The sequence below is a fragment of the Pseudomonas paraeruginosa PA7 genome (assembly GCF_000017205.1).
Classification (GTDB): domain Bacteria; phylum Pseudomonadota; class Gammaproteobacteria; order Pseudomonadales; family Pseudomonadaceae; genus Pseudomonas; species Pseudomonas paraeruginosa.
The window spans coordinates 3,229,440-3,248,661 of the sequence record NC_009656.1 but is presented as its reverse complement, the minus strand read 5'-3'; the positions used below and the strand labels follow the sequence as shown (position 1 = coordinate 3,248,661).

24 protein-coding genes are annotated in these 19,222 nt (G+C 68.6%); 15 read left to right on the top strand and 9 right to left on the bottom strand.

Features of this window, described 5'->3' with window-relative positions; genetic code table 11:
- The first annotated feature begins 9 nt into the window (after positions 1-9).
- The 8 genes from PSPA7_RS14940 to PSPA7_RS14905 all read left to right on the top strand — a co-directional run bounded on the left by PSPA7_RS14940 (position 10) and on the right by PSPA7_RS14905 (position 4,970).
- Entirely contained in the window at positions 10-1,107 is a 1,098-nt protein-coding gene (locus tag PSPA7_RS14940) for a DUF3182 family protein (RefSeq protein ID WP_012075896.1), read from the top strand.
- Positions 1,104-1,880, top strand: a complete 777-nt coding sequence (locus tag PSPA7_RS14935) for an alpha/beta hydrolase family protein (protein WP_012075895.1) — start codon at positions 1,104-1,106, stop codon at positions 1,878-1,880. Before PSPA7_RS14940 ends, PSPA7_RS14935 begins: the two co-directional genes overlap by 4 nt.
- Before the next feature lie 121 nt (positions 1,881-2,001).
- The gene (locus PSPA7_RS14930; protein WP_012075894.1) at positions 2,002-2,454 is read left to right on the top strand and encodes a ferritin-like domain-containing protein; all 453 of its coding nucleotides are present in this window, start codon (positions 2,002-2,004) and stop codon (positions 2,452-2,454) included.
- 27 nt (positions 2,455-2,481) lie between these two features.
- Positions 2,482-2,691 carry a PLD nuclease N-terminal domain-containing protein gene (locus PSPA7_RS14925; protein WP_012075893.1) on the top strand — a complete coding sequence of 70 codons (210 nt, stop codon included), beginning with the start codon at positions 2,482-2,484 and terminating at the stop codon, positions 2,689-2,691.
- A gap of 75 nt (positions 2,692-2,766) precedes the next feature.
- Positions 2,767-3,237, top strand: a complete 471-nt coding sequence (locus PSPA7_RS14920) for a PA2171 family ribosome-binding persister protein (RefSeq protein WP_012075892.1) — start codon at positions 2,767-2,769, stop codon at positions 3,235-3,237.
- Positions 3,238-3,240: 3 nt separating this feature from the next.
- A complete protein-coding gene (locus PSPA7_RS14915; protein WP_012075891.1) occupies positions 3,241-4,317 on the top strand; it encodes a zinc-binding metallopeptidase family protein in 1,077 nt (358 codons plus the stop codon).
- A 26-nt stretch (positions 4,318-4,343) separates the two neighbouring features.
- On the top strand, positions 4,344-4,694 hold the full coding sequence (locus PSPA7_RS14910) for a YgaP family membrane protein (RefSeq protein WP_012075890.1): 351 nt from the start codon (positions 4,344-4,346) through the stop codon (positions 4,692-4,694).
- Positions 4,695-4,748: 54 nt separating this feature from the next.
- Positions 4,749-4,970: an Ntn hydrolase family protein gene (locus PSPA7_RS14905; RefSeq protein WP_012075889.1), complete on the top strand. Its 222-nt coding sequence runs from the start codon at positions 4,749-4,751 to the stop codon at positions 4,968-4,970.
- A gap of 37 nt (positions 4,971-5,007) precedes the next feature.
- Here the strand turns inward: PSPA7_RS14905 and PSPA7_RS14900 are convergent, their stop codons facing one another.
- The 3 genes from PSPA7_RS14900 to PSPA7_RS14890 form a co-directional block, all read right to left on the bottom strand.
- The gene (locus tag PSPA7_RS14900) at positions 5,008-5,271 is read right to left on the bottom strand and encodes a hypothetical protein (RefSeq protein WP_012075888.1); all 264 of its coding nucleotides are present in this window, start codon (positions 5,269-5,271) and stop codon (positions 5,008-5,010) included.
- 336 nt (positions 5,272-5,607) lie between these two features.
- A complete protein-coding gene (locus PSPA7_RS14895) occupies positions 5,608-5,946 on the bottom strand; it encodes a hypothetical protein (protein WP_012075887.1) in 339 nt (112 codons plus the stop codon).
- A 9-nt stretch (positions 5,947-5,955) separates the two neighbouring features.
- Entirely contained in the window at positions 5,956-6,546 is a 591-nt protein-coding gene (locus PSPA7_RS14890; protein WP_012075886.1) for an NAD(P)-dependent oxidoreductase, read from the bottom strand.
- 222 nt (positions 6,547-6,768) lie between these two features.
- On the opposite strand from PSPA7_RS14890, the gene PSPA7_RS14885 reads away from it, so the two are divergent.
- On the top strand, positions 6,769-8,721 hold the full coding sequence (locus PSPA7_RS14885; protein WP_012075884.1) for a hybrid sensor histidine kinase/response regulator: 1,953 nt from the start codon (positions 6,769-6,771) through the stop codon (positions 8,719-8,721).
- A gap of 3 nt (positions 8,722-8,724) precedes the next feature.
- Here PSPA7_RS14885 and PSPA7_RS14880 read toward each other — a convergent pair whose 3' ends face one another.
- The gene (locus PSPA7_RS14880; RefSeq protein WP_012075883.1) at positions 8,725-9,333 is read right to left on the bottom strand and encodes a Yip1 family protein; all 609 of its coding nucleotides are present in this window, start codon (positions 9,331-9,333) and stop codon (positions 8,725-8,727) included.
- A 162-nt stretch (positions 9,334-9,495) separates the two neighbouring features.
- Here PSPA7_RS14880 and PSPA7_RS14875 point away from each other — a divergent pair, with 162 nt between their 5' ends.
- Positions 9,496-9,726, top strand: a complete 231-nt coding sequence (locus PSPA7_RS14875; protein WP_012075882.1) for a hypothetical protein — start codon at positions 9,496-9,498, stop codon at positions 9,724-9,726.
- Here the strand turns inward: PSPA7_RS14875 and PSPA7_RS14870 are convergent.
- On the bottom strand, positions 9,710-10,666 hold the full coding sequence (locus PSPA7_RS14870) for a methyltransferase (protein ID WP_012075881.1): 957 nt from the start codon (positions 10,664-10,666) through the stop codon (positions 9,710-9,712). The genes PSPA7_RS14875 and PSPA7_RS14870 overlap by 17 nt on opposite strands.
- The gene (locus PSPA7_RS14865; protein WP_012075880.1) at positions 10,650-12,029 is read right to left on the bottom strand and encodes an iron-containing redox enzyme family protein; all 1,380 of its coding nucleotides are present in this window, start codon (positions 12,027-12,029) and stop codon (positions 10,650-10,652) included. The genes PSPA7_RS14870 and PSPA7_RS14865 overlap by 17 nt, the downstream gene beginning before the upstream one ends.
- 184 nt (positions 12,030-12,213) lie before the next feature.
- On the opposite strand from PSPA7_RS14865, the gene PSPA7_RS14860 reads away from it, so the two are divergent.
- The 3 genes from PSPA7_RS14860 (at position 12,214) to cydB (ending at position 16,035) form a co-directional block, all read left to right on the top strand.
- A complete protein-coding gene (locus PSPA7_RS14860; RefSeq protein WP_012075878.1) occupies positions 12,214-13,350 on the top strand; it encodes a carboxylate-amine ligase in 1,137 nt (378 codons plus the stop codon).
- Positions 13,351-13,585: 235 nt separating this feature from the next.
- Entirely contained in the window at positions 13,586-15,028 is a 1,443-nt protein-coding gene (locus PSPA7_RS14855) for a cytochrome ubiquinol oxidase subunit I (RefSeq protein WP_012075877.1), read from the top strand.
- Positions 15,029-15,030: 2 nt separating this feature from the next.
- Entirely contained in the window at positions 15,031-16,035 is a 1,005-nt protein-coding gene (cydB, locus tag PSPA7_RS14850) for a cytochrome d ubiquinol oxidase subunit II (protein WP_012075876.1), read from the top strand.
- Between the two features lie 204 nt (positions 16,036-16,239).
- On the opposite strand, the gene PSPA7_RS14845 is transcribed toward cydB, so the two are convergent.
- Complete coding sequence (locus PSPA7_RS14845; protein WP_012075875.1) at positions 16,240-16,524, bottom strand: DUF2061 domain-containing protein; 285 nt, start codon at positions 16,522-16,524, stop codon at positions 16,240-16,242.
- Complete coding sequence (locus tag PSPA7_RS14840) at positions 16,521-17,030, bottom strand: ferritin-like domain-containing protein (protein WP_012075874.1); 510 nt, start codon at positions 17,028-17,030, stop codon at positions 16,521-16,523. Before PSPA7_RS14840 ends, PSPA7_RS14845 begins: the two co-directional genes overlap by 4 nt.
- Positions 17,031-17,287: 257 nt before the next feature.
- Here PSPA7_RS14840 and PSPA7_RS32460 point away from each other — a divergent pair, with 257 nt between their 5' ends.
- Positions 17,288-17,461, top strand: coding sequence for a hypothetical protein (locus PSPA7_RS32460; protein ID WP_012075873.1), 174 nt, complete (start codon positions 17,288-17,290; stop codon positions 17,459-17,461).
- A 102-nt stretch (positions 17,462-17,563) separates the two neighbouring features.
- Complete coding sequence (locus PSPA7_RS14830) at positions 17,564-17,989, top strand: low affinity iron permease family protein (protein WP_012075872.1); 426 nt, start codon at positions 17,564-17,566, stop codon at positions 17,987-17,989.
- A 17-nt stretch (positions 17,990-18,006) separates the two neighbouring features.
- Here the strand turns inward: PSPA7_RS14830 and PSPA7_RS14825 are convergent, their stop codons facing one another.
- Positions 18,007-19,173 (bottom strand): zinc-dependent alcohol dehydrogenase, encoded by a 1,167-nt coding sequence (locus PSPA7_RS14825; protein WP_012075871.1) that lies wholly within the window; start codon positions 19,171-19,173, stop codon positions 18,007-18,009.
- Positions 19,174-19,222 lie beyond the last annotated feature (49 nt).

The following is a 19,222-nucleotide window of genomic DNA, read 5'->3' as shown; positions in this document are numbered from 1 at the left end:
GAGCGGAACATGAGCGCAGACCCGCAGCAACGCCTGGTGGTGGCCCACAGCGTCGACCCCGCCGCCGCCGACCACGAAGTGCAGGGCAACCTGGCGCTGGCGCGCTGGCTGGCCGAAGTGCAGAACCTGGCGTTCGGCGGCGCCTTCGAACCCGAACTGCGCCAGCGAGGCCTTCTCTACCTGGTGCCCACGCGGACCCTGGTCGGCCTGGAGAGTGCGCGGCAGTTGGGCGTGGCCAGCGCCGACGACCTGCTCGGCGGGTTCGTCGAGCACGCCTTCATCGGCGGCAAGGCCATCGCCCACCCGCTGGCCCGCGGCGGCCTGGCGCCGGAGGGCTGGAACCCATTGTTCGCCGAGAAGGTCCGCGACGTGGTGCTGACCGGGGTGAGCGCTTTCAGCCTGGCCGACGCCCATCGCGCCGGCGCCCGGCTGCTCGCCGAGGGGCCGGTACGCGCCAAGCTGGCGGAAGCCTGCGGCGGCCTCGGCCAGCATGTCGCCCGCGACCTCGACGAACTGGACGGCTGGCTCGCCGGCCTCGAGGAACGCCAGCTGGCCCTCGGCCTGGTGCTGGAAGCCAACCTGGAGCGGGTCGTCACCCACAGCGTCGGGCAAGTCCGGGTCAATGGCTTCCTGATGAGCTACCACGGCCACCAGCACCAGACCCGCAACCGGCGTGGCGAACTGGTCTACGCCGGCTCGGACCTGCTGGTGGCGCGTGGCGGCTACGCCGAGCTGCTGGCCCTCGACCTGGCCCGCGAGGTGCGCCAGGCCATCGAATACGCACGGATCTTCGATACCGCCGCGGCGATTTTCTTTCCCGCCTGCTTCGCCTCCCGGCGCAACTACGACGTTGCCCAGGGCGTCGACAGCCGCGGCCGCGAGCGCTTCGGCGTGCTCGAACAGTCCTGGCGGGTGGGCGGCGCGAGCAGCGCGGAAATCGCCGCGCTGGAAGCCTTCCGCGCCGAGCCGGGGCTCGCCGCGGTACGCGCCTCTTCGTTCGAGATCCACGAGGACAAGCGCCTGCCGGACAACAGCCGGGTCATCTACCGCGGCCATGACGAACACGGCGACTTCCTGCTCAAGTACGCGATGACGGGGGAGGCATGACGGCCAACAGCGAGCGCATCCGTATCGACGTCGGCGACGAACGCATCGAGGGCACCTTCCTCAGCCCCCGGGCGAAGGTGCCTGGCGTGCTCTTCGTGCATGGCTGGGGCGGTAGCCAGCAGCGCGACCTGAAGCGCGCGCAGGGCATCGCCGGACTCGGCTGCGTATGCCTGACCTTCGACCTGCGCGGGCACGGCGCCGAAAGCGGGCGCCAGGCCCTGGTCACGCGCGAGGACAATCTGCAGGACCTGCTTGCCGCCTACGACCGCCTGGTCGCCCACCCGGCGATCGACAGCGAGGCGGTGGCGGTGGTCGGCACCAGCTACGGCGGCTACCTGGCGACCATCCTCAGCCAGCTGCGCGCGGTGCGCTGGCTGGCGTTGCGGGTGCCGGCGATCTACCGCGACGAGGACTGGCTGACGCCAAAGCTGCTGCTCGACCGCCAGGATCTCATCGACTACCGCGGCAGCCTCATCCCGGCCGCGAGCAACCGCGCACTGCAGGCCTGCGCGGCGTTTCGCGGCGACGTGCTGCTGGTCGAGTCGGAGTTCGACAGCTACGTCCCGCACTCGACCATCATGAGCTTCCGCGCGGCGTTCCAGCAGACCCATTCGCTGACCCACCGGATCATCGACCACGCCGACCACGCCCTCAGCAGCGAGGCGGCGCAGGACGCCTATACCTCGATCCTGGTGGACTGGATCACCGAGATGGTGGTCGGCGAGCGGCTCAGCATCACTCCGACATACGCCACCATCCATCCGGCTTTCTGAACGCTGCGCGAAACCCGCTCTCCCACCTTCCGTGGGTGCCTGCCCACGTTTTCGTGCCGGCCCGCGCCGGCGCCGACAGACGCGAGAACTCCCGGACAGCTGCCGGGCCAAGGAGAGCGATATGAACCAGACCAATCTCGACGACACCCTCGACGTGCTCAACGACCTGCTGCAGACCAGCAAGGACGGCGAGGCCGGTTTCCAGGCCTGCGCCCAGGACCTGCGCGACCCGCAGCTGAAGGCGGCGATGCTGGAACAGAGCCGCGATTGCGCGGCGGCCGCCGACGAGCTGGAGCGGATCGTCCTGGAGCTGGGCGGCAAGCCCAAGGACAGCACCAGCTTCGCCGGCGACCTGCACCGCCGCTGGGTCGACCTCAAGTCGCTGGTCACCGGCAAGGATGAAGAGGCGGTGCTCAACGAATGCGAACGCGGCGAGGACGTCGCCAAGCACCGCTACCAGGCGGCCCTGGAAAAGCCGCTGCCGGCGGAGATCCAGCAGGTGATCGAGCGCCAATACCAGGGCGTGCTCCGTCACCACGACCGGGTCCGCGCGCTGCGCGACGCCCGCGCCTGAACCCGACGCCACGAGGAGAAGCACGCCATGAGCCAATCCCTGGCCTTCCTGCTCATCGGCCTGGCCACGCTGGTCGGTTTCTATGACCTCTGGGCCTTCGTCAGCGTGTTCCGCAGCGACCGCAGCGTGAATTCGAAGGCCCTGTGGTCGTTGCTGATCGCCCTGGTTCCGGTGATCGGCGTGCTCATCTGGGCGGTCGCCGGCCCGCGGGCCGCGACCGCCCGTCCTCGCGGCTGAACTCGGCGGGGGATCGGGCGCTCAGCCAAAGGGAGTGCCACCGGCACCCGGATAACGAAACGATGAGGAACGACAATGAATGCCATCGAACTACTGGTCCATGACCACGAGACCGTGAAGAAACTGCTCGGCGACCTCAGCGAGACCACCGAGCGGGCGCTGAAGAAACGCAGCGAGCTGCTGGGCAGGCTGGAGCTGGAACTGGTACTGCACACCGCCATCGAGGAGGAGATTTTCTACCCGGCGCTCAAGGAGAGCGGCGGCAAGGAAGAACTGAAGATGTACTACGAGGCCAAGGAGGAACACCGCACGGTGGACTCCCTGGTGCTGCCCGACCTCAAGCGCACCCGCCCGGACACCGTGCAGTTCGCCGGCCGGGTCAAGGTGCTGAGGGAACTGCTGGAGCATCACATCGAGGAAGAAGAGGGCGAGCTGTTCCCGCGCGCCCGGCAACTGCTCGACGCCGCCACCCTCGAGCAACTCGGCCAAGCCATGCAGCAGCACAAGAAGGCCCTCAAGGCGCGCCTGGAAAAAAGGGCGGCCTGAGGCATGCGTGACGCAGACCGCGCACTGCTCGAGGAACTCCTGCTGGCACGCGGGCCGGGAGGCCAGGAAGACGAGGTGCGGGCCGTCTGCCAGCGGGAGCTGGAGCGTTGCTGCGACGAGGTCGGCAGCGATGCCGCCGGCAACCTGGTCGCGCGCATCAGCCCGCCGCACCTGCCGCGCGAACAGGCGCGGCGGGCGGCGGTGCGGCTGCTGGCACACCTCGACGAGATCGCCATGATCGTCAAGCGCGTCGAGGCCGACGGCAGCCTGCGGGTAGTCGCGCTGGGTGGCGCGCAGCCGGTGAGCTTCGGCGTCTGCCCGGTGCAGATACTGGCCGGCGAGGGCGTCCTCGACGGCGTGCTGTCCTACGGCAGCATGCACGCCACCGGCGAGTCGCCGCAGGGTTCCGACGTGCTCTCGGGCGCCGTGCACTGGCACGACGTGCATGTGGTCACCCGGCGCAGCGCCGAGGAACTCGCCAGCCTGGGCGTGCGCCCGGGCACCCGGGTGGTGCTCAACCGCCTGTGGCGACGTCCGCTGTACTTCCAGGACTGCGTCGCCGCGCACTTCCTCGACGACCGCGCGCCGCTGCTCGCCGTGCTCGGCGTGGCCGACGAAATCGCCCGACGCCGCGACGAACTGCGCGGCGACCTCTACCTGGTGCTGACCACCATGGAGGAGGAGAGCAACGCCGGCGCGCTGTTCGCCGCGCGCCACCTGCCTGGCGACGTGAGCATTGCGGTGGAGGTCGGGCCGACCGTCGCCGAGTACGGCACTCGCCTGTGCCGCGACCCGATCATCAACAGCGGCGACGCCAAGGGCTACTACAGTCGCCACCTCACCGACCGCCTGCTGCGCGCCGCCGAGCGCTGCCTGTACCGGCCGCAGGCGGCGCTGCTGCTCGACTTCGCCTCGGACGCCAGCGCCCTGCTGAGCCATGGCGAGTCGGCGCAGGTCGGCTGCATCGGCATTCCGACCGAGAACACCCACGGTTTCGAGATCGTCCTGGAAGAAGGTATCGAGGCCTGCCGGCGAACGCTGGTGGAATTCCTCGTGGAGCCGCCGGACGGCGAAGCCTGACCGACAACCGACGCAAGGAGAACCCCATGAACGAATACCTGCCCACATCGACAACCAACGGGCTGCCGCACAATCTGCAGCGCGGCGAGCGGCTCGCTTCCATCGGTGCCGGACTGGTCCTGGCCGGGTTCGGCCTGGCCCGCGGCGGCCTGCCAGGCGCCTGCAAGGCGGTCGCCGGCGGCCTGCTGGTCAGCCGCGGGCTGAGCGGACACTGCCACGTCAAGGGCCTGCTCAATGAGCCGCGGGAGGAGTTGCAGTTGCTGCGCGAGGAAGTACAGCACCTGACCCGGCGTCTGCAACGCCTGCAGGAGCGCCAGCGCGACGACTCGCGGCCGGACGCTCCGCTGGAAGCCGACCTGTCGCCGAACCTGCCGTGACATCCCGGCCCTGCGCCAACGCGCAGGGCCCATCGACGAGAGGAGGGCGAGGCGATGGCCGGCCACCTGTTCCTGATCAGCTACATACTCGACGACCAGCCGATGACCACCGAGCTGCACAGCGAGGCGCCGACCCTCACCCGCGAGGACGCGCGCCGCCACCTGGAGGCGCTGCATCGTCCGCGGGACGCCAGGGCGCTCAGCGACATCCAGGTCAGCAAGGTGGAGCGGACCCACGAAGCGGGGACCACTCCGGGACATTACCAGCAGCCCTGACGCCCGGCGCAAGCGCGGCTGGGAAAGGGGGTGGCGCTCAGCCGGTTCCGGTCTTCAACTCGGCCTCGAGTTCGCCGAAGCGACGGATTTCCTCGCGCAACTCGAGGATGAAGGCGCTGAGATCGCTGAAGCTGCTGCTCTGCAGGAAATCGCAGTTGGGCACTATGTAGAGCGCGCCGCGGGTGCCGTCCACGCGGCAGCTGATGGTCACGGTGAAATCGGCGTTCAGCTGGCATTGGCAGTCGTGGTCGCGCAATTCCTCCTCGAGGATCTTCTTCAGGTACAGGTAGGAAAGGTTCATCTGGCCAGGTCTCCCCAGGTTTGCGAGGCGCAAAAAAATCCGTTCCGTCCCTGGAGCGGGATTAGCCTGAATCAGAGAGAAACCGTCGGGTCGAGCCAACGGTACGGATAACTATAGGCGCCACGAAGGCGGAAGGCCGGCCCATATCCAGAATTCGAGGGTTTAGCCGCATCCCGCATGATACGCGGGATGCAGAATGCAAGAGGTCGTGCAGCCTGCACATGTCAGAGTGAAATCACCACGTGCGAAAAGCCTGGCCGCAGGGTCTTATGCGGCTTCGGAAAAACGCCTGGGAAAACGGTTATATGCACGTTTTCGATGTTCGACCGCTGCGCTTCAGCGGTTCGACGGCGAAGAAGCCGATCTTTTCCGCCGGGTTTCCCGCATCGCCCGCCGCAACCCTTTCGCCACCCCATAGCCCAGCACGCACCCGGCGACGGTCGCGCCGACCTGCAGGGCCAGGCCGAGGGCGTTGTCCAGGTTCGGCGCGTTCGCCAGCACCCCGGCTTCCGGCCAGAAGCCCAGCCACACGGCGATGAAGGCCAGGACCAGGTCGTACCAGGCGGCCCGGACGCCCGCCGGCCGGTAGCCACGGACGAACAGGATGAAGGCGCTGAAGGCCAGTGCCAGGAGCAGCGTAGCGCAAGCCTGGCTGAGCGCATCGGGTCCGGACATGCGAGCCTCCTAGGGCATCAGGCGCATGCACTGGCGGCTGTGCAGGCGCAGGTGGATTTCGTCGAGCAGGGCCTCGGCGCAGGAAAGGACACGCAAGGCGTCCACCTGCGACTCATCGCCGGCGCGGCTGAAATCATCGATCCGCAGGCCGCTGGGCAGCGCCGGGGCTTCCACCAGGGTCCACTCCAGGCCACTGACCGTCAGGCTGCGCTCCAGGCCCGCGCCCAGCTGTTCCTCGGCGGTATCGCGCGGTTCGACCAGCCAGCGCCAGTGGCCGAGCAGGAACAGGCGTGGCACCTCGGCGCGCAGGGCGCCGTCGATCAGCGCCGCGCAGATCGGTGGCAAGGTTTCGGCGCTGTAGTCGGACAACGGTGCGAACAGAACGTCGAGACCGGCCGCCGCCTGGCTGACGGCAATCGAGGATTCCAGGCTGGCGGGTTTGCAGCGCAGGCCGGGGCGGGCCTGCAGGCTGTTGAGGTCGGACTGCAGGGCGCTGACTTCGGCCTGCCGCTGCAGGGCCGCTGCGATCAGCGCCTGGCTCAGGCTGTCGTGGGGATGGAAGATCCCCAGCTTCAAGGTGTCGCTTTCCAGATTGTGCATGGGAACTCCCGGAGTCGAAGCGGTGGAAGGAGATGTCCCTTACTGCATATCGAAAGCCATCCGCCGGCCAAGGTTCCCGCGAAGGGAATTCGCCGGCCGCGCCGGGGTCTTCCGCAAGGCGGGCGAATTCCCTGCACGCGTCGACGGCCGGAAGTCGCTCTTCGTACTACCTTGCTTGGTATGCCTTGCAGCCCGCGCCGAGCTGCCGACGAGTGAACATCCATGAAAAGCACAGGAAAACCGCAGGTTCCCCTGAACCACGCAGCACGCAACCGCCTGCTCGACGAAGCGGTCGATGACTACGCGATCCACACCCTCGACCGGACCGGCCGGATCGCCAGCTGGAGCGCCGGGGCGATGCGGCTGTTCGGCCACGAGGGAAGCGAGATCCTCGGCCAGGATTACGCCTGCCTGCATACCCGCAAGGACCGTGAGGCGGGCCTGCCGCAGCGGGCATTGCGCCAGGCCGACAGCGACGGGCGCTTCCGCAGCGAAGGCTGGCGGGTGCGCCGTAGCGGCAAGCGCTTCTGGGCGCAGGTGGTGATCGACGCCATCCGCGACAGCGAGGGGCAGTTGCTCGGCTTCGCCCAGCTGGTCCACGACCTCAGCGAAGGACGCGCGGCCCGGGAAGCCCTGCGGCACAGCCAGGAGCAGTTCCGCCTGCTGGTGCAGAGCGTCACCGACTACGCCATCTACATGCTCGACCATCGCGGCCGGATCACCAACTGGAACCTCGGCGCGCAGCGGATCAAGGGCTACCTGCCGGAGGAGGTCATCGGCCGGCACTTCTCCTGTTTCTATACCCCCGAGGACCGCGAAGCCGGCGAGCCGGAGCGCGGCCTGGCCGCCGCCGAGCGCGAGGGCCGCTTCGAGAAGGAAGGCTGGCGGGTGCGCAAGGACGGCAGTCGCTTCTGGGCCAACGTGGTGATCGATCCGATCCGCGACGGCAACGGCCGGCTGATCGGTTTCGCCAAGGTGACCCGCGACATCACCCACCGGATCGAGGCCGAGCGCGAGCTGGAGCGCGCCCGCCAGGAGCTGTTCCAGGCGCAGAAGATGGAATCCCTGGGGCATCTCACCGGCGGCGTGGCGCACGACTTCAACAACCTGCTGACGGTGATCATCGGCAGCCTCGGCCTGTTGAAGAAGCGCCTGCCCGGCGACCAGCGCACCGCCGACCTGCTGCAGAACGCCCTGGAAGCCGCCCAGCGTGGTGCCACCCTGACCCAGCGGATGCTCTCCTTCGCCCGCAAGCAGCGCCTCGATCCACGTCCCTGCGCGATACCCGACCTGTTGCGCGGGATGACCGATCTTCTGATCCATTCCCTGGGGCCGAGCGTGTCGATCGAGACACGCTTCCCCCTCGATCTCGACCTCGCCCTGACCGACGCCAACCAGCTCGAGCTGTCGATCATCAACCTGGCGACCAACGCCCGCGACGCCATGCCCAACGGCGGGCGCATCACCTTCTCCGCGAGCAACCAGCGGGTGGAGAGCGGCAATCCGCATCGGCTCGCGCCTGGCGACTATGTCTGCCTGGGCATCAGCGATACCGGCAGCGGCATGGACGAGGAAACCCTGCGCCGGGCGGTGGAGCCCTTCTACACCACCAAGGGGGTGGGGCGCGGTACCGGGCTCGGCCTGTCGATCGTCGACGGCCTCGCCGAGCAGTTGGGCGGCCGTCTCACCTTGCAGAGCCAGCCGGGCGTGGGCACCACCGCGATCATCTGGATACCGGCCATCCACCGCAACGCGGAGAACGTCCGCCCCGTCTGCAGCGAACCGCCAGCGGCTCCCGGCGAAAGCGAGCGGGTACGACTGTCCTGCCGGGTGCTGGTGGTGGACGACGATCCGCTGGTGCTGAACAACACCGCGGCGATGCTCGAGGATCTCGGCTGCTCGGTGCTCAAGGCCGACTCCGGCAGCCTCGCCCTGGAGATCCTCGCGGCGACGCCGGAGCTGGATATCCTTCTCACCGACCAGGCGATGCCACGGATGAACGGCAGCCAACTGGTGGAGCGGGTCCTGGCCCAGGGCCGGCCGCTGAAGATGGCCCTGGCCACCGGCTTCGCCGAGAAGATCGAGGGCGCCGCCGCGCAACTGCCCAAGCTGGCCAAGCCGTTCGGCCAGGAAGAGCTGTACCTGTTCCTGACCGACACGCTGAAGGTCGCCTGAGCCTCAGCGCAGGTACTCGCCGCTGCCCGACAGCGCCTGCCCCCAGAACTCGATGAAGAGGAAGGCGGTGGTCAGCAGGGTCAGGAAGCCGACGCCAAGGATGCAGAAGGCATAGAACGGCGTCTGTCCCTGCTGCATGCGCATGAACAACGGCAGTCCGGTGAACAATAGGCGCACCGAGTAGGCGCAGGCCGCGGCGGCGGCCAGGAGCAGGAGAATCCGCCAGGGCACCAGGGCGACGATGCCGGCGAGCATCAGCGGCACGGCGACCGCCGTGGTGAAGGTCAGGCTGCCCGGCAGGCTGGGGCGCGACGGCGTGCGGAACAGCACCCAGCGCACCATCAGGCTCATGATCACCACCCCGGCAACGAAGCCCAGGTAGCACATGATCGCCAGCAGCAGGGCGCTGCCGCTGGAAAGGTGCTGCACGCTGTCGTTGCCCGGCAGCGACCAGCCGACCTGGGTGGTGCCGATGAACAGGCAGGCGGCGGGCAGCAAAGGCAAGAGCAGCAACGGGGCGAGGAAGGCGAAGTGATGGTGGTCGTAGTCCTGGCGGATTTCCGGCCAGGCGCTGGCGGGACTGATCAGTAGCCGAGCCATTTCACGGGTCATGGCGGACACCTCCTTTCTGTGGCGTTCAGGAGTCTGGACCGGCTCGCCGCGCACGGGTTCAGGCCGCGTGCCGGGCGGTCCGCGACCACCCATCCAGGCGCCTGAACCGGAAGGCGCCGGCGGGCGCCGAAAGGCAAACGGTTCTGACTTGCGGAGGCGCCCATGACCACCTACGAGATCCAGCACATGCGCGGCTGGCGACGTTTCGCCCGCACCGTGCGCGCCGCCAGCCGCGCCGAGGCGGAACGCCTGTGCCAGCCCTGGGAGTGGGTGGATGACGAGGTCCTCGCGGTGATCCCGGCCGAGGCCGAGGTGGTCGAGCGCTGGCAACGCCTGAACGAGGACCTGGTGGAAAGCCTGGAAGACCTGGAGCGCCTCAGGCGCGACGGCTGACCCGCAGGCCGACCACGGCGATCCGCTCCGCCTCCCGGTAGGCGGGGCTCTCCAGTTCCTCGGCGAACACATCCGGATCCAGCTCCTGGTATTCCCAGTCCCAGCCCCGGGCGCGCTGCGCCAGGCGCTCCCGGACCCGGGCGAGGAACGGGTCGGCGCCATCGACCATCGCCACGCCGGTGTACAGCAGCAGGCTGCCGCCCGGCTCCAGGCGCTCGAGGGCGGCGTCGACGATCGCCAGCGAGAGCCCGGCGCCCAGTGAGCCGCCGCCATGCCGGTAGGCGCGCTCCGAGGCATCCAGGAGGTATGGCGGGTTGGCGACGATCAGGTCGAAGCGACCGGGCGCCTGGCATAGCAGGTCGCTGCGCGCCAGCGTCAGATTGTCTACCCCGGCCAGCGCCGCGTTGACTCGTGCCAGGTCGAGCGCCGCCGGATTTATATCCAGCCCGTGCACCTCGGCGTCCGGGCAGGCCAGGGCGATGCGGATCGCCCCGGGACCGGCGCCGCAACCGATGTCCGCCGCACGGCGGATGCCCGTCGGATCGAGCGCGGCCAGGTGGCTGCGGATCAGCCGGTCGAAACGGTAGGTGTCGGGACCGAAGAACACCGCGTCGGCGGCCAGGGTCGGGAAGGCCGAGTGAACCAGCAGTTCGTCGCCGAGGCTCGAATAGCGCACCCGGCTGCGCCAGCCTTCGGCCTCGCGGTGGATCAGGTCGTGCCCGGCGAGGAGCGCCAGCCAGTCCGCCGGCAGGCATTGCGCGGTGAACGCCCGGCTCCAGCCGAAGATTCCGGCCAGGTCCCGGGCCATGCGGTTTTCCGGCCGGGCGTTGACGCGCTCATGGGTAGCCGGGGTGACGGTGACGAAACGGTAATCCTGGCTGCGCAACCAATTGCCGAGGCTGACCAGGGCGTCCAGGCGCGGGTCATTCAGGCTGGGCATGGGCGGCCCTCCAGCGTTGGCTGAACAGCCGCGTGGCGAGCAGGCCGGCGGGGCGGTGGTGGAGGTGCGGGGCCATCAGTTGCAGCAGGCGGGCGACGCCCTGCTCGGGCGTCAGGCGCAGGAGTTCGCGGCGCAGCGCGACCTGCTCGGCCTCCACCTCGCCACCGACCGGCAGCGCGGGCTCCGCCAGCGCTGCCGGGACGGTGTCGGCGGCGCGCGGCGGCGCCTGCCAGTCGCCGGCGATCCAGTCGTGCAGCAACTGCCGCTCGTAGACGCTGAAGACCCCGAACATCGCCGCCCGATCGCCGTCCACCAGGGCCCAGAAGCGACTGCCACGCGGATCGGCGTTGCGCCTGATCCAGCCTTCCTCCTGCAGACAGGCGAGGAACGCCGGAATCCTTCCGGGCACCGCAAGCCACTGGTTCACCGTGCGCCCGCCGATCCGGCAGCGATCCGAATGCATGCCCGCCGCATAGACGCGCTTGCGTTCGAGCATGGCTTGCAGTTCCTCCTCCAGATCGAAACCGTCGATTATCTGCGTGCTACTCAGGCCGACGTCGTTGAGTCGATAGCCGTTGCGCACCCGCTCGAGGAAGGCTTCGCGCCCGCCGAGCTGCGGCAGGTTGTCGAACAGCGCGCGCAGGGCCTTGCGCGCATGCCCGCTGGCGGCGTTGTCGATGGTGACGTGGAGCTGGAAGTAATAGGGGTCCAAACCCAGCTCGCGCAGTTCGTGGGTGGTGATCAGCAGGTGCAGCGGCGGTTGCTCGTAGCCCAGGTTGTAGCCGATCACCTCCGGCAGGTAGTCCGCCGCCAGGTGACCGAGGGCGAGTTGCTGGGTGCCCTGCAGGTAGTGCAGGTCGCTGAGACCCTCGGCCTCCTCGCTGCCGATGCTGGCCAGCAGGCGCCGGTAGAGCAGCACATGGTTGCGCGCCGGAACCCCGTCACCGAGCTCCTCGAGGAAGGTCTGCAACAGCGGACGCAGGCGTTCGTCGGCGTGATGCGGCAACAGCCCGTAGAGCCAGGCGCCATCGACCAGCTTGGTCGGCGCCACGCTGCGGATGAAATGCATCGCCTGCGACGGCACGCGGAAATAGCGCCGGCCTTCGCCGCGTCGACGCGCCTTGAGGTACTCGACATGGGCCTCGGCGGTGCGCCGGGCGCCGGCTTCGAGCCAGGCGGGCCAGGCCTCGGGATGTTCCGGCAGGTCGTCGTCGCGGGTGGCGGCCAGGCCCAGCTGCTGGTCGAGGAACACGCCGGCGGCGTCGAGATGCTCCTGCGGCGCCTCGAGCAGGGCATGGTACAGCTCGCGGACCCGGGGCGACGGGTTTGCAGTGGTGGCAGGGAGGGGCGAGGACAGGCTCATGTCGCGTTCCTTGTCATGGGTTTGCGGGGGCGGCCGGATCGACCGCACATACCGTTGCGAGCGAGCGCGGGAATAAAAGGTTTCACTGGCGGGACAGGTGGCGCGCCGTGGCGCCGTGCGACGGCAAAAGCGAACCCTGGCGGCGCCCCGGGGTCTGCCGCTGACAGCCCCCGGAGCCGCGCCGATGATTGATTCCCGGGCCGACCACGGCCTTCGCTTCGGCATCGAGGAGGAATTCTTCCTGCTCGACGCCACCGACCTGGATATCGCCCGCACGGCACCCTCCGGATTCCTCGAGGCCTGTCGCGCCGCCCTCGGCGAGCATTTCGCCGAAGAAATGTTCGAATGCCAGGTCGAGGTCGCCAGCCCGGTGTTCGCCGACCTGGCGCAAGCCGCGCGCTTCCATGGCCGGGCCCGCCAGCGCCTGGCGCAGCTGGCCGCCGGCTTCGGCCTGCGTGCGCTGTGCGTCGGCACGCATCCCTTCGCCGACTGGCGGCGGGCGCGGAGCAACCCAGCGGCGCACTTCGCCCGCCTGTTCGAGGACCAGGGGCGGGTGGCCCGGCGCAGCCTGGTCTGCGGCCTGCACGTGCACGTCGAGATTCCCGCGAGCCACGACCGCATGGTCGTGCTCCAGCAGGTCCTGCCCTGGCTGCCGCTGCTGCTGGCGTTGAGCGCGTCGTCGCCGTTCCGCGGCGGCCGCCGCAGCGGTCTGGCGAGCTACCGCCGGGCGCTGTGCGGCGAGTGGCCGAGGATGAACATCCCTCCCGCCTTGCCCGACGAGGACGCCTACCGCCGGCACCTGGCGCTGCTGCGCGAGAGCGGCTGCATCCGCGAAGATGGCCAGGTGTGGTGGATGGTCCGGCCATCCTCCCACGTTCCCACCCTGGAGCTGCGCATCTGCGACGCCTGCCCGCGGCTGGCCGACGCGCTCTGCCTGGCCGGGCTGTTCAGGGCGCTGGTGGGGCAAGCGCTGCTGGCCGGCGATGCGCCTGCCGGACCGGCCGCCCGCGACGCCTGCCTGGAAGAAAACTACTGGCAGGCGATGCGCCACGGTTGCGCCGGACGCTATCTCGTCGACGGCCGCTGCGTGAACGCCAGGGACTGGCTGGAGAGGGCCTGGCGGCAATGCCACCCGCAGGCCCGCCAGGGCAACGAGTGGGCCTATGGCCACGCCCAGCGATTGCTCGAGGAAAACTCCGCCGATCGCCAGTTGCAGCGCTACCAGGCGTTGCGCGCCGAGGGCAGGGGGCGCCAGGCGGCGCTGCGGCGGCTCGTGGAGGAACTGCTGGAGGAAAACCTCCAGGCGCTGCCCGCGATCTAGTCCAGCGTCCTCGAGGGCGGACAGGACGCGAACCACCAGGGGGCGAGGTGCTTTTCGGTTTCGCGCGGGTGCGCCGCCGCCCACCTCGCGAAGCGGGGCCGCGCCGCTTCGGGCCGGAGGGCACCGACGAGGAGTTTTCCTGAACGTTCCGGGCCTTGCGCATTCATAGCGTCAGGACCCCGAGAACCCCGGCGCAGCGGCACCGCCGCCAGCCCCAGCCACAGGAGACCGCCGCATGCCCGCACTGGAAGCCCTGGACCTGGCGCGCTTGCAATTCGCCTTCACCATATCCTTCCACATCCTGTTTCCGGCCATCACCATCGGCCTGGCCAGCTACCTGGCGGTGCTGGAAGGGCTCTGGCTGAAAACGAACGAAGAGGTCTACCGCGACCTCTATCACTTCTGGTCGAAGATCTTCGCGGTCAACTTCGGCATGGGCGTAGTGTCCGGCCTGGTCATGGCCTACCAGTTCGGCACCAACTGGAGCCACTTCTCCGATTTCGCCGGATCCATCACCGGGCCGCTGCTGACCTACGAGGTGCTCACCGCGTTCTTCCTCGAGGCCGGCTTCCTTGGCGTCATGCTGTTCGGCTGGAACCGCGTCGGGCCGGGGTTGCATTTCTTCGCCACGGTTATGGTGGCGATCGGCACGCTGGTCTCGACCTTCTGGATCCTTGCCTCCAACAGCTGGATGCAGACCCCGCAGGGCTTCGAGATCGTCGACGGCCGGGTGATCCCGGTGGACTGGCTGGCGGTGATCTTCAACCCGTCGTTCCCCTATCGCCTGCTGCACATGTCGGTCGCCGCGTTCCTCGCCACCGCCTTCTTCGTCGGCGCCTCGGCGGCCTGGCACCTGCTGCGCGGGCGCGACAACCCGGCGATCCGCAAGATGCTCTCGATGGCCATGTGGATGGCGCTGATCGTCGCCCCGGTGCAGGCGGTGATCGGCGACGCCCATGGTCTCAACACCCTGGAGCACCAGCCGGCGAAGATCGCCGCCATCGAGGGCCACTGGGACAACGCCGGCGGCGGGCCGACCCCGCTGATCCTGTTCGGCTGGCCGGACATGCAGCGCGAGGAGACCCGCTTCAAGGTGGAGATCCCGCTGCTCGGCAGCCTGATCCTCCGCCACAGCCTGAGCGAGCCGGTCCCGGCGCTGAAGGAGTTCACGCCGCAGGACCGCCCCAACTCGACGGTGATCTTCTGGACCTTCCGCCTGATGGTCGGGCTCGGCCTGCTGATGATCGCCACCGGTCTCTACAGCCTGTGGCTCCGCTGGCGCGGAGGAGAGCGACTGTACCGCTCGCCGGCGTTCCTGCGCCTGGTGCTGCTGATGGGCCCGTCCGGCCTGCTCGCCATCCTCGCCGGCTGGGTCACCACCGAGATGGGCCGCCAGCCCTGGGTCGTCTATGGGCTGATGCGCACCCGCGACGCCGTCTCGGCGCACAGCGCCGAACAGCTGGGCCTGAGCCTGGCGCTGTTCGTGCTGGTCTACTTCGCTGTCTTCGGCGTCGGCTTCGTCTACCTGCTGCGCCTGATTCGCAAGGGACCGCGCACGGCGGAAGGGCGGCAGACGGAGGAGGGCGGCGGCGCCGGGCGCAGACAGACGCCGGCCCGCCCGCTGTCGGCGGCCGGCGAGGAACTGGAAGACAACCAGGACGCCACCGGGAGGAACTGAGCATGGGCATCGACCTACCCCTGATCTGGGTGATCATCATTCTGTTCAGCGTCATGATGTACGTGGTGATGGATGGCTTCGACCTGGGCATCGGCATGCTCTACCCGTTCTTTCGTGACGCGCGCGACCGCGACGTGATGATGAACAGCGTGGCGCCGGTCTGGGACGGCAACGAGACCTGGCTGGTGCTGGGCGGGGCCGGCCTGTTCGGAGCCTTTCCGCTGGCCTACTCGGTGGTCCTGCCGGCGCTCTACCTGCCGCTGGTGTTCATGCTGATCGGCCTGGTGTTCCGTGGCGTGGCCTTCGAGTTCCGCTTCAAGGCCAGGCCGGCCAGGCGGCATGTCTGGGACAAGGCGTTCATCGGCGGTTCGTTGCTGGCGACCTTCTGCCAGGGCGTGGTCCTGGGAGCCTTCATCGATGGCATCCCGGTGGAGAATCGCCGCTTCGCCGGCGGCTCGCTGGACTGGATCGCACCCTTTCCGCTGTTCTGCGGCGTGGGGCTGGTGGTGGCTTACAGCCTGCTCGGCTGCACCTGGCTGATCATGAAGACCGAAGGCCGCCTGCAGGAGCGCATGCACGACCTGGCGCGACCGCTGGCGCTTGCGCTGCTGGCGGTGATCGGCATCGTCAGTCTGTGGACACCCTTGAGCCATCCGCAGATCGCCGCGCGCTGGTTCAGCCTGCCGAACCTGCTCTGGCTGCTACCGGTGCCGCTCCTCGTGCTGCTGACGTTCCGCCAGTTGTTGCGGGCGGTGGCGGCGGACGCCCAGGCCCGGCCCTTCATCCTCACCCTGGTGCTGATCTTCCTCGGCTACAGCGGCCTGGGCATCAGCCTGTGGCCGAACATCGTGCCGCCGGCGCTGGACTTCCGCGCCGCCGCCTCGCCGCCACAGAGCCAGAGCTTCATGCTGGTCGGCGCGCTGTTCATCATTCCCTTCATCCTCGGCTACACCGCCTGGAGCTACTACGTGTTTCGCGGCAAGAGCGCCGATGCCGGCTACCACTGACCACGGAGGGATATCTGCATGGCGCAATCCGCGGCTCTTCATCCATCCAGCACCCGCCTGCTCGCGGCCTGCCTGGTGGTGCTATTGCGCATCGCTCGCGGCGGACACGGCTGACCATGCAACGGCAACCGCGGCAGGGGCCTGGACGCCACTCCTGAAGTGCTGCGCTTCTTCCAAGAGCATGGCGGCTGAAGAAGCACCGTCTCAGTCGCGGCGTTCCGACGCCACCAGGTTGCCGTGGCCGTGCCCGCTTTCCCGCCGCGGCCGGGCGCCGAAGCGCTGCCAGATGCGTTCGTGGAAATAGAACGCCAGGGTGTTGCAACTGGGTTCGATCAGCGCGATCAGGCCACCGGTCAGTACCGAGCCGGTCAGCGTATAGGCCACGCCGAAAGCGATGCTGAAGTGCAGTACGGCAAAGGTCAGGGTCTTGAGCAGGGGCGCCTGCGGATCCGCTCGTCCGCAGCACGCCCCGATCCCCCGTGGGTTCACCGCTTGGCCTCGGTGTCCGGCTGGCAGTCACGGGCGAGGAAGGCCCGAGTGAGTTCCGGCAGGTGCTCGCGCAGCCAGTCGGCCATGGCTTCTTCCTGGGGCAGGATGCGCTCCAGCGCGGCGAGGGTCTCGCTGTCGCCGACTTCGCGGGCGGCGGCGATCAGCACGGTGTAGGCGGCGATCTCCATGTTCTCGAAGACGTAGCCGCTCATCGCGCCCTTGACCACTTCGTCGCTGACCGTCATGCCGGCCACCGCCTGGCCGAAGGCCATCAGCTTGGCGCCCATGTCCTTGAGGGTCGACGGACTGCTGTCGAGGCGCTCCAGGCACTCTTCGAGCAGACGCTGCTGGCCACGGGTCTCCTCGATGTGCTGTTCGATCCGCGTCTTCAGCTGCGGATAGTGCTCCAGGCGCGCCGCCTGGCCCTTCAGCATCTGTTCGGCCTGTTGCTCCATGGCGTGGGCGTCGCGCAGCCAGTCCAGCAGGTTTTCCTGTTTGCTCGTCATCGCGGTTCTCCTCGGAGTGTATGTGTCTGCTCAGAGGCGCCCCGGTCGGTGGCGTTCAGTTTCTTTTCCGAACGGCCGGGACCAGCGCAGCGCGTCCGCAAGAAGTTCTGAACCCTCGTCGAGCCGGGGCCTTCGAAGCTATATATGCCGGGCTCCGGAAAACATCGGGCAAGCCACGGCACAGGACCGGTTGCCGAAGGTGCGAAGCCGTCGTCGACATACCCCGCATCGCAGTCCGAAAGCAGGAGGATTTCCGCATGTGCACAAACACGAAACCGTCCCCCGACCAGCAGGATGCCCCGCTGACTCCGGACTCGCCGGCCGTGCGGCCGGAACGTCACAAGCACGACCAGGCCAGCGAGGCGCAACCGGAGTTCGCCCCCGACGATCCCGACGTCGCCGGCCGTGGCGAAGCCGATCGGCCCGCCTGAAGCACCGGCGGCCGTGGGCGCCGGTCATTTCGTCCGGTCGATGGAAAGCCCGGCGAGGCAGGCGGTCATGAATAGGGAGAATGCAGCAGGGAGTCCGCCACCATGAGTTTTTCCCGTTTCGCCCAACGCCTGTCCAACTGGGCCGGCCGCCCGCCGACCTTCGTCGTCGCCCTCGGTTTGATCCTGCTGTGGGCGCTCAGCGGGCCGTTCTTCGACTTCAACGATACCTGGCAGCTGGTGATCAATACCTCGACCACCATTGTCACCTTCCTCATGGTCTTCCTCATCCAGAACACCCAGAACCGCGATACCGACGCGCTGCACATCAAGATCGACGAACTGCTGCACAGCACCCAGCGCGCCCATGATGCGCTGCTGGGCCTGGATGAACTGGATGCGGACACCCTGCGCAAGCTGCGCGAGCGCTACCAGCGCATGGGCGAGCAGGATGGCGAGACCCCGGAAAGCGTCGCCGCCGAGGAGGAGCGCCAGTGCGGTTGCGCCAGTCCGGAGCGGCGCGACGCCTGAAACGGCGCCGTGACGGCTCAGGGGCGCAGGATGACCTTGCGGCAGTCCTCGTGCTTCTCGTCGAACAGCGCGTAGCCCAGCGGCGCGTCGTCCAGGCGCAGGCGATGGCTGATGATCGCCTCGGGATGCAGTTCGCCATTGCCGATGTGCTCGAGCAGGGCCGGCAACAGCGCCTGCACATGGGTCTGCCCCATCTTGAAAGTCAGGCCCTTGTCGAAGGCGTCGCCGAACAGGAAGCCGTGGATGAAGCCGGCATAGACGCCCGGCACGCTCACCGTCCCGCCGCGCCGCACCGCCGCGATGCACTGGCGCAGGGCCTTGCCGCTGCCAGCCTCGAGCCTGAGCGCGGCAAGCATGCTTTCGGTGACGCTGCCCTTGGCTTCGAAACCCACCGCGTCGATCGCCGCGTCCACCCCACGGTGGCCTTCGGTGCGCTCGATGATCGCCGCTGCCGGGTCGTCCTCGCTGCCGAAATCGATGGGGATCGCGCCATAGGTGCGGGCGGCGAAGTCCAGCCGGTAGCGGTGGTGATCGACGATGAAGATCCGTTCGGCGCCCAGCAGGCGCGCGCAGGCGGCGGACATCAGGCCGACCGGGCCGGCGCCGTAGATCGCCACGCTGCTGCCCTGGCGGATACCGGCGTTGCGTACTGCCTGGTAGCCGGTGGGCAGGATGTCGCTGAGGAACAGTACGCGTTCGTCATCCAGGGCGTCGGGAATCACCAGGGGCCCGCTGTTGGCCTTGGGCACCCGGACGTATTCGGCCTGTCCGCCCGGCACGCCACCATACAGGTGGCTGTAGCCGTAGAGTGCCGCGCCCGGCGGAATCTGCTTCTTGTTGAGGATCGCGCCACGCCCGGGGTTGCTGGTCTCGCAGGCGGCATGCAGGTTCAGGCGGCAGAAGAAGCACTCGCCGCAGGCGATCACGAAGGGCACCACCACGCGGTCGCCGGGGCGCACGGCGGTGACGGCCGGGCCGACTTCCTCGACGATGCCCATGAACTCGTGGCCGAGGATATCGCCCTGTTCGACCAGGGGGATCTTGCCGCGATACAAATGCAGGTCCGAGCCGCAGATGGCGGTGGCGGTCACTCGCAGCAGCAGGTCGTCGGGCTCCTGCAGGCGGGGCTCGGCGACCCGTTCGATGCGGACGTCGTGGCTGCCGTGGAAGGTGAGGGCGCGCATGGCGGTGCTCCTGGCCGTGGCTGATGCAGATGGGGCGCACGCCCGCTCG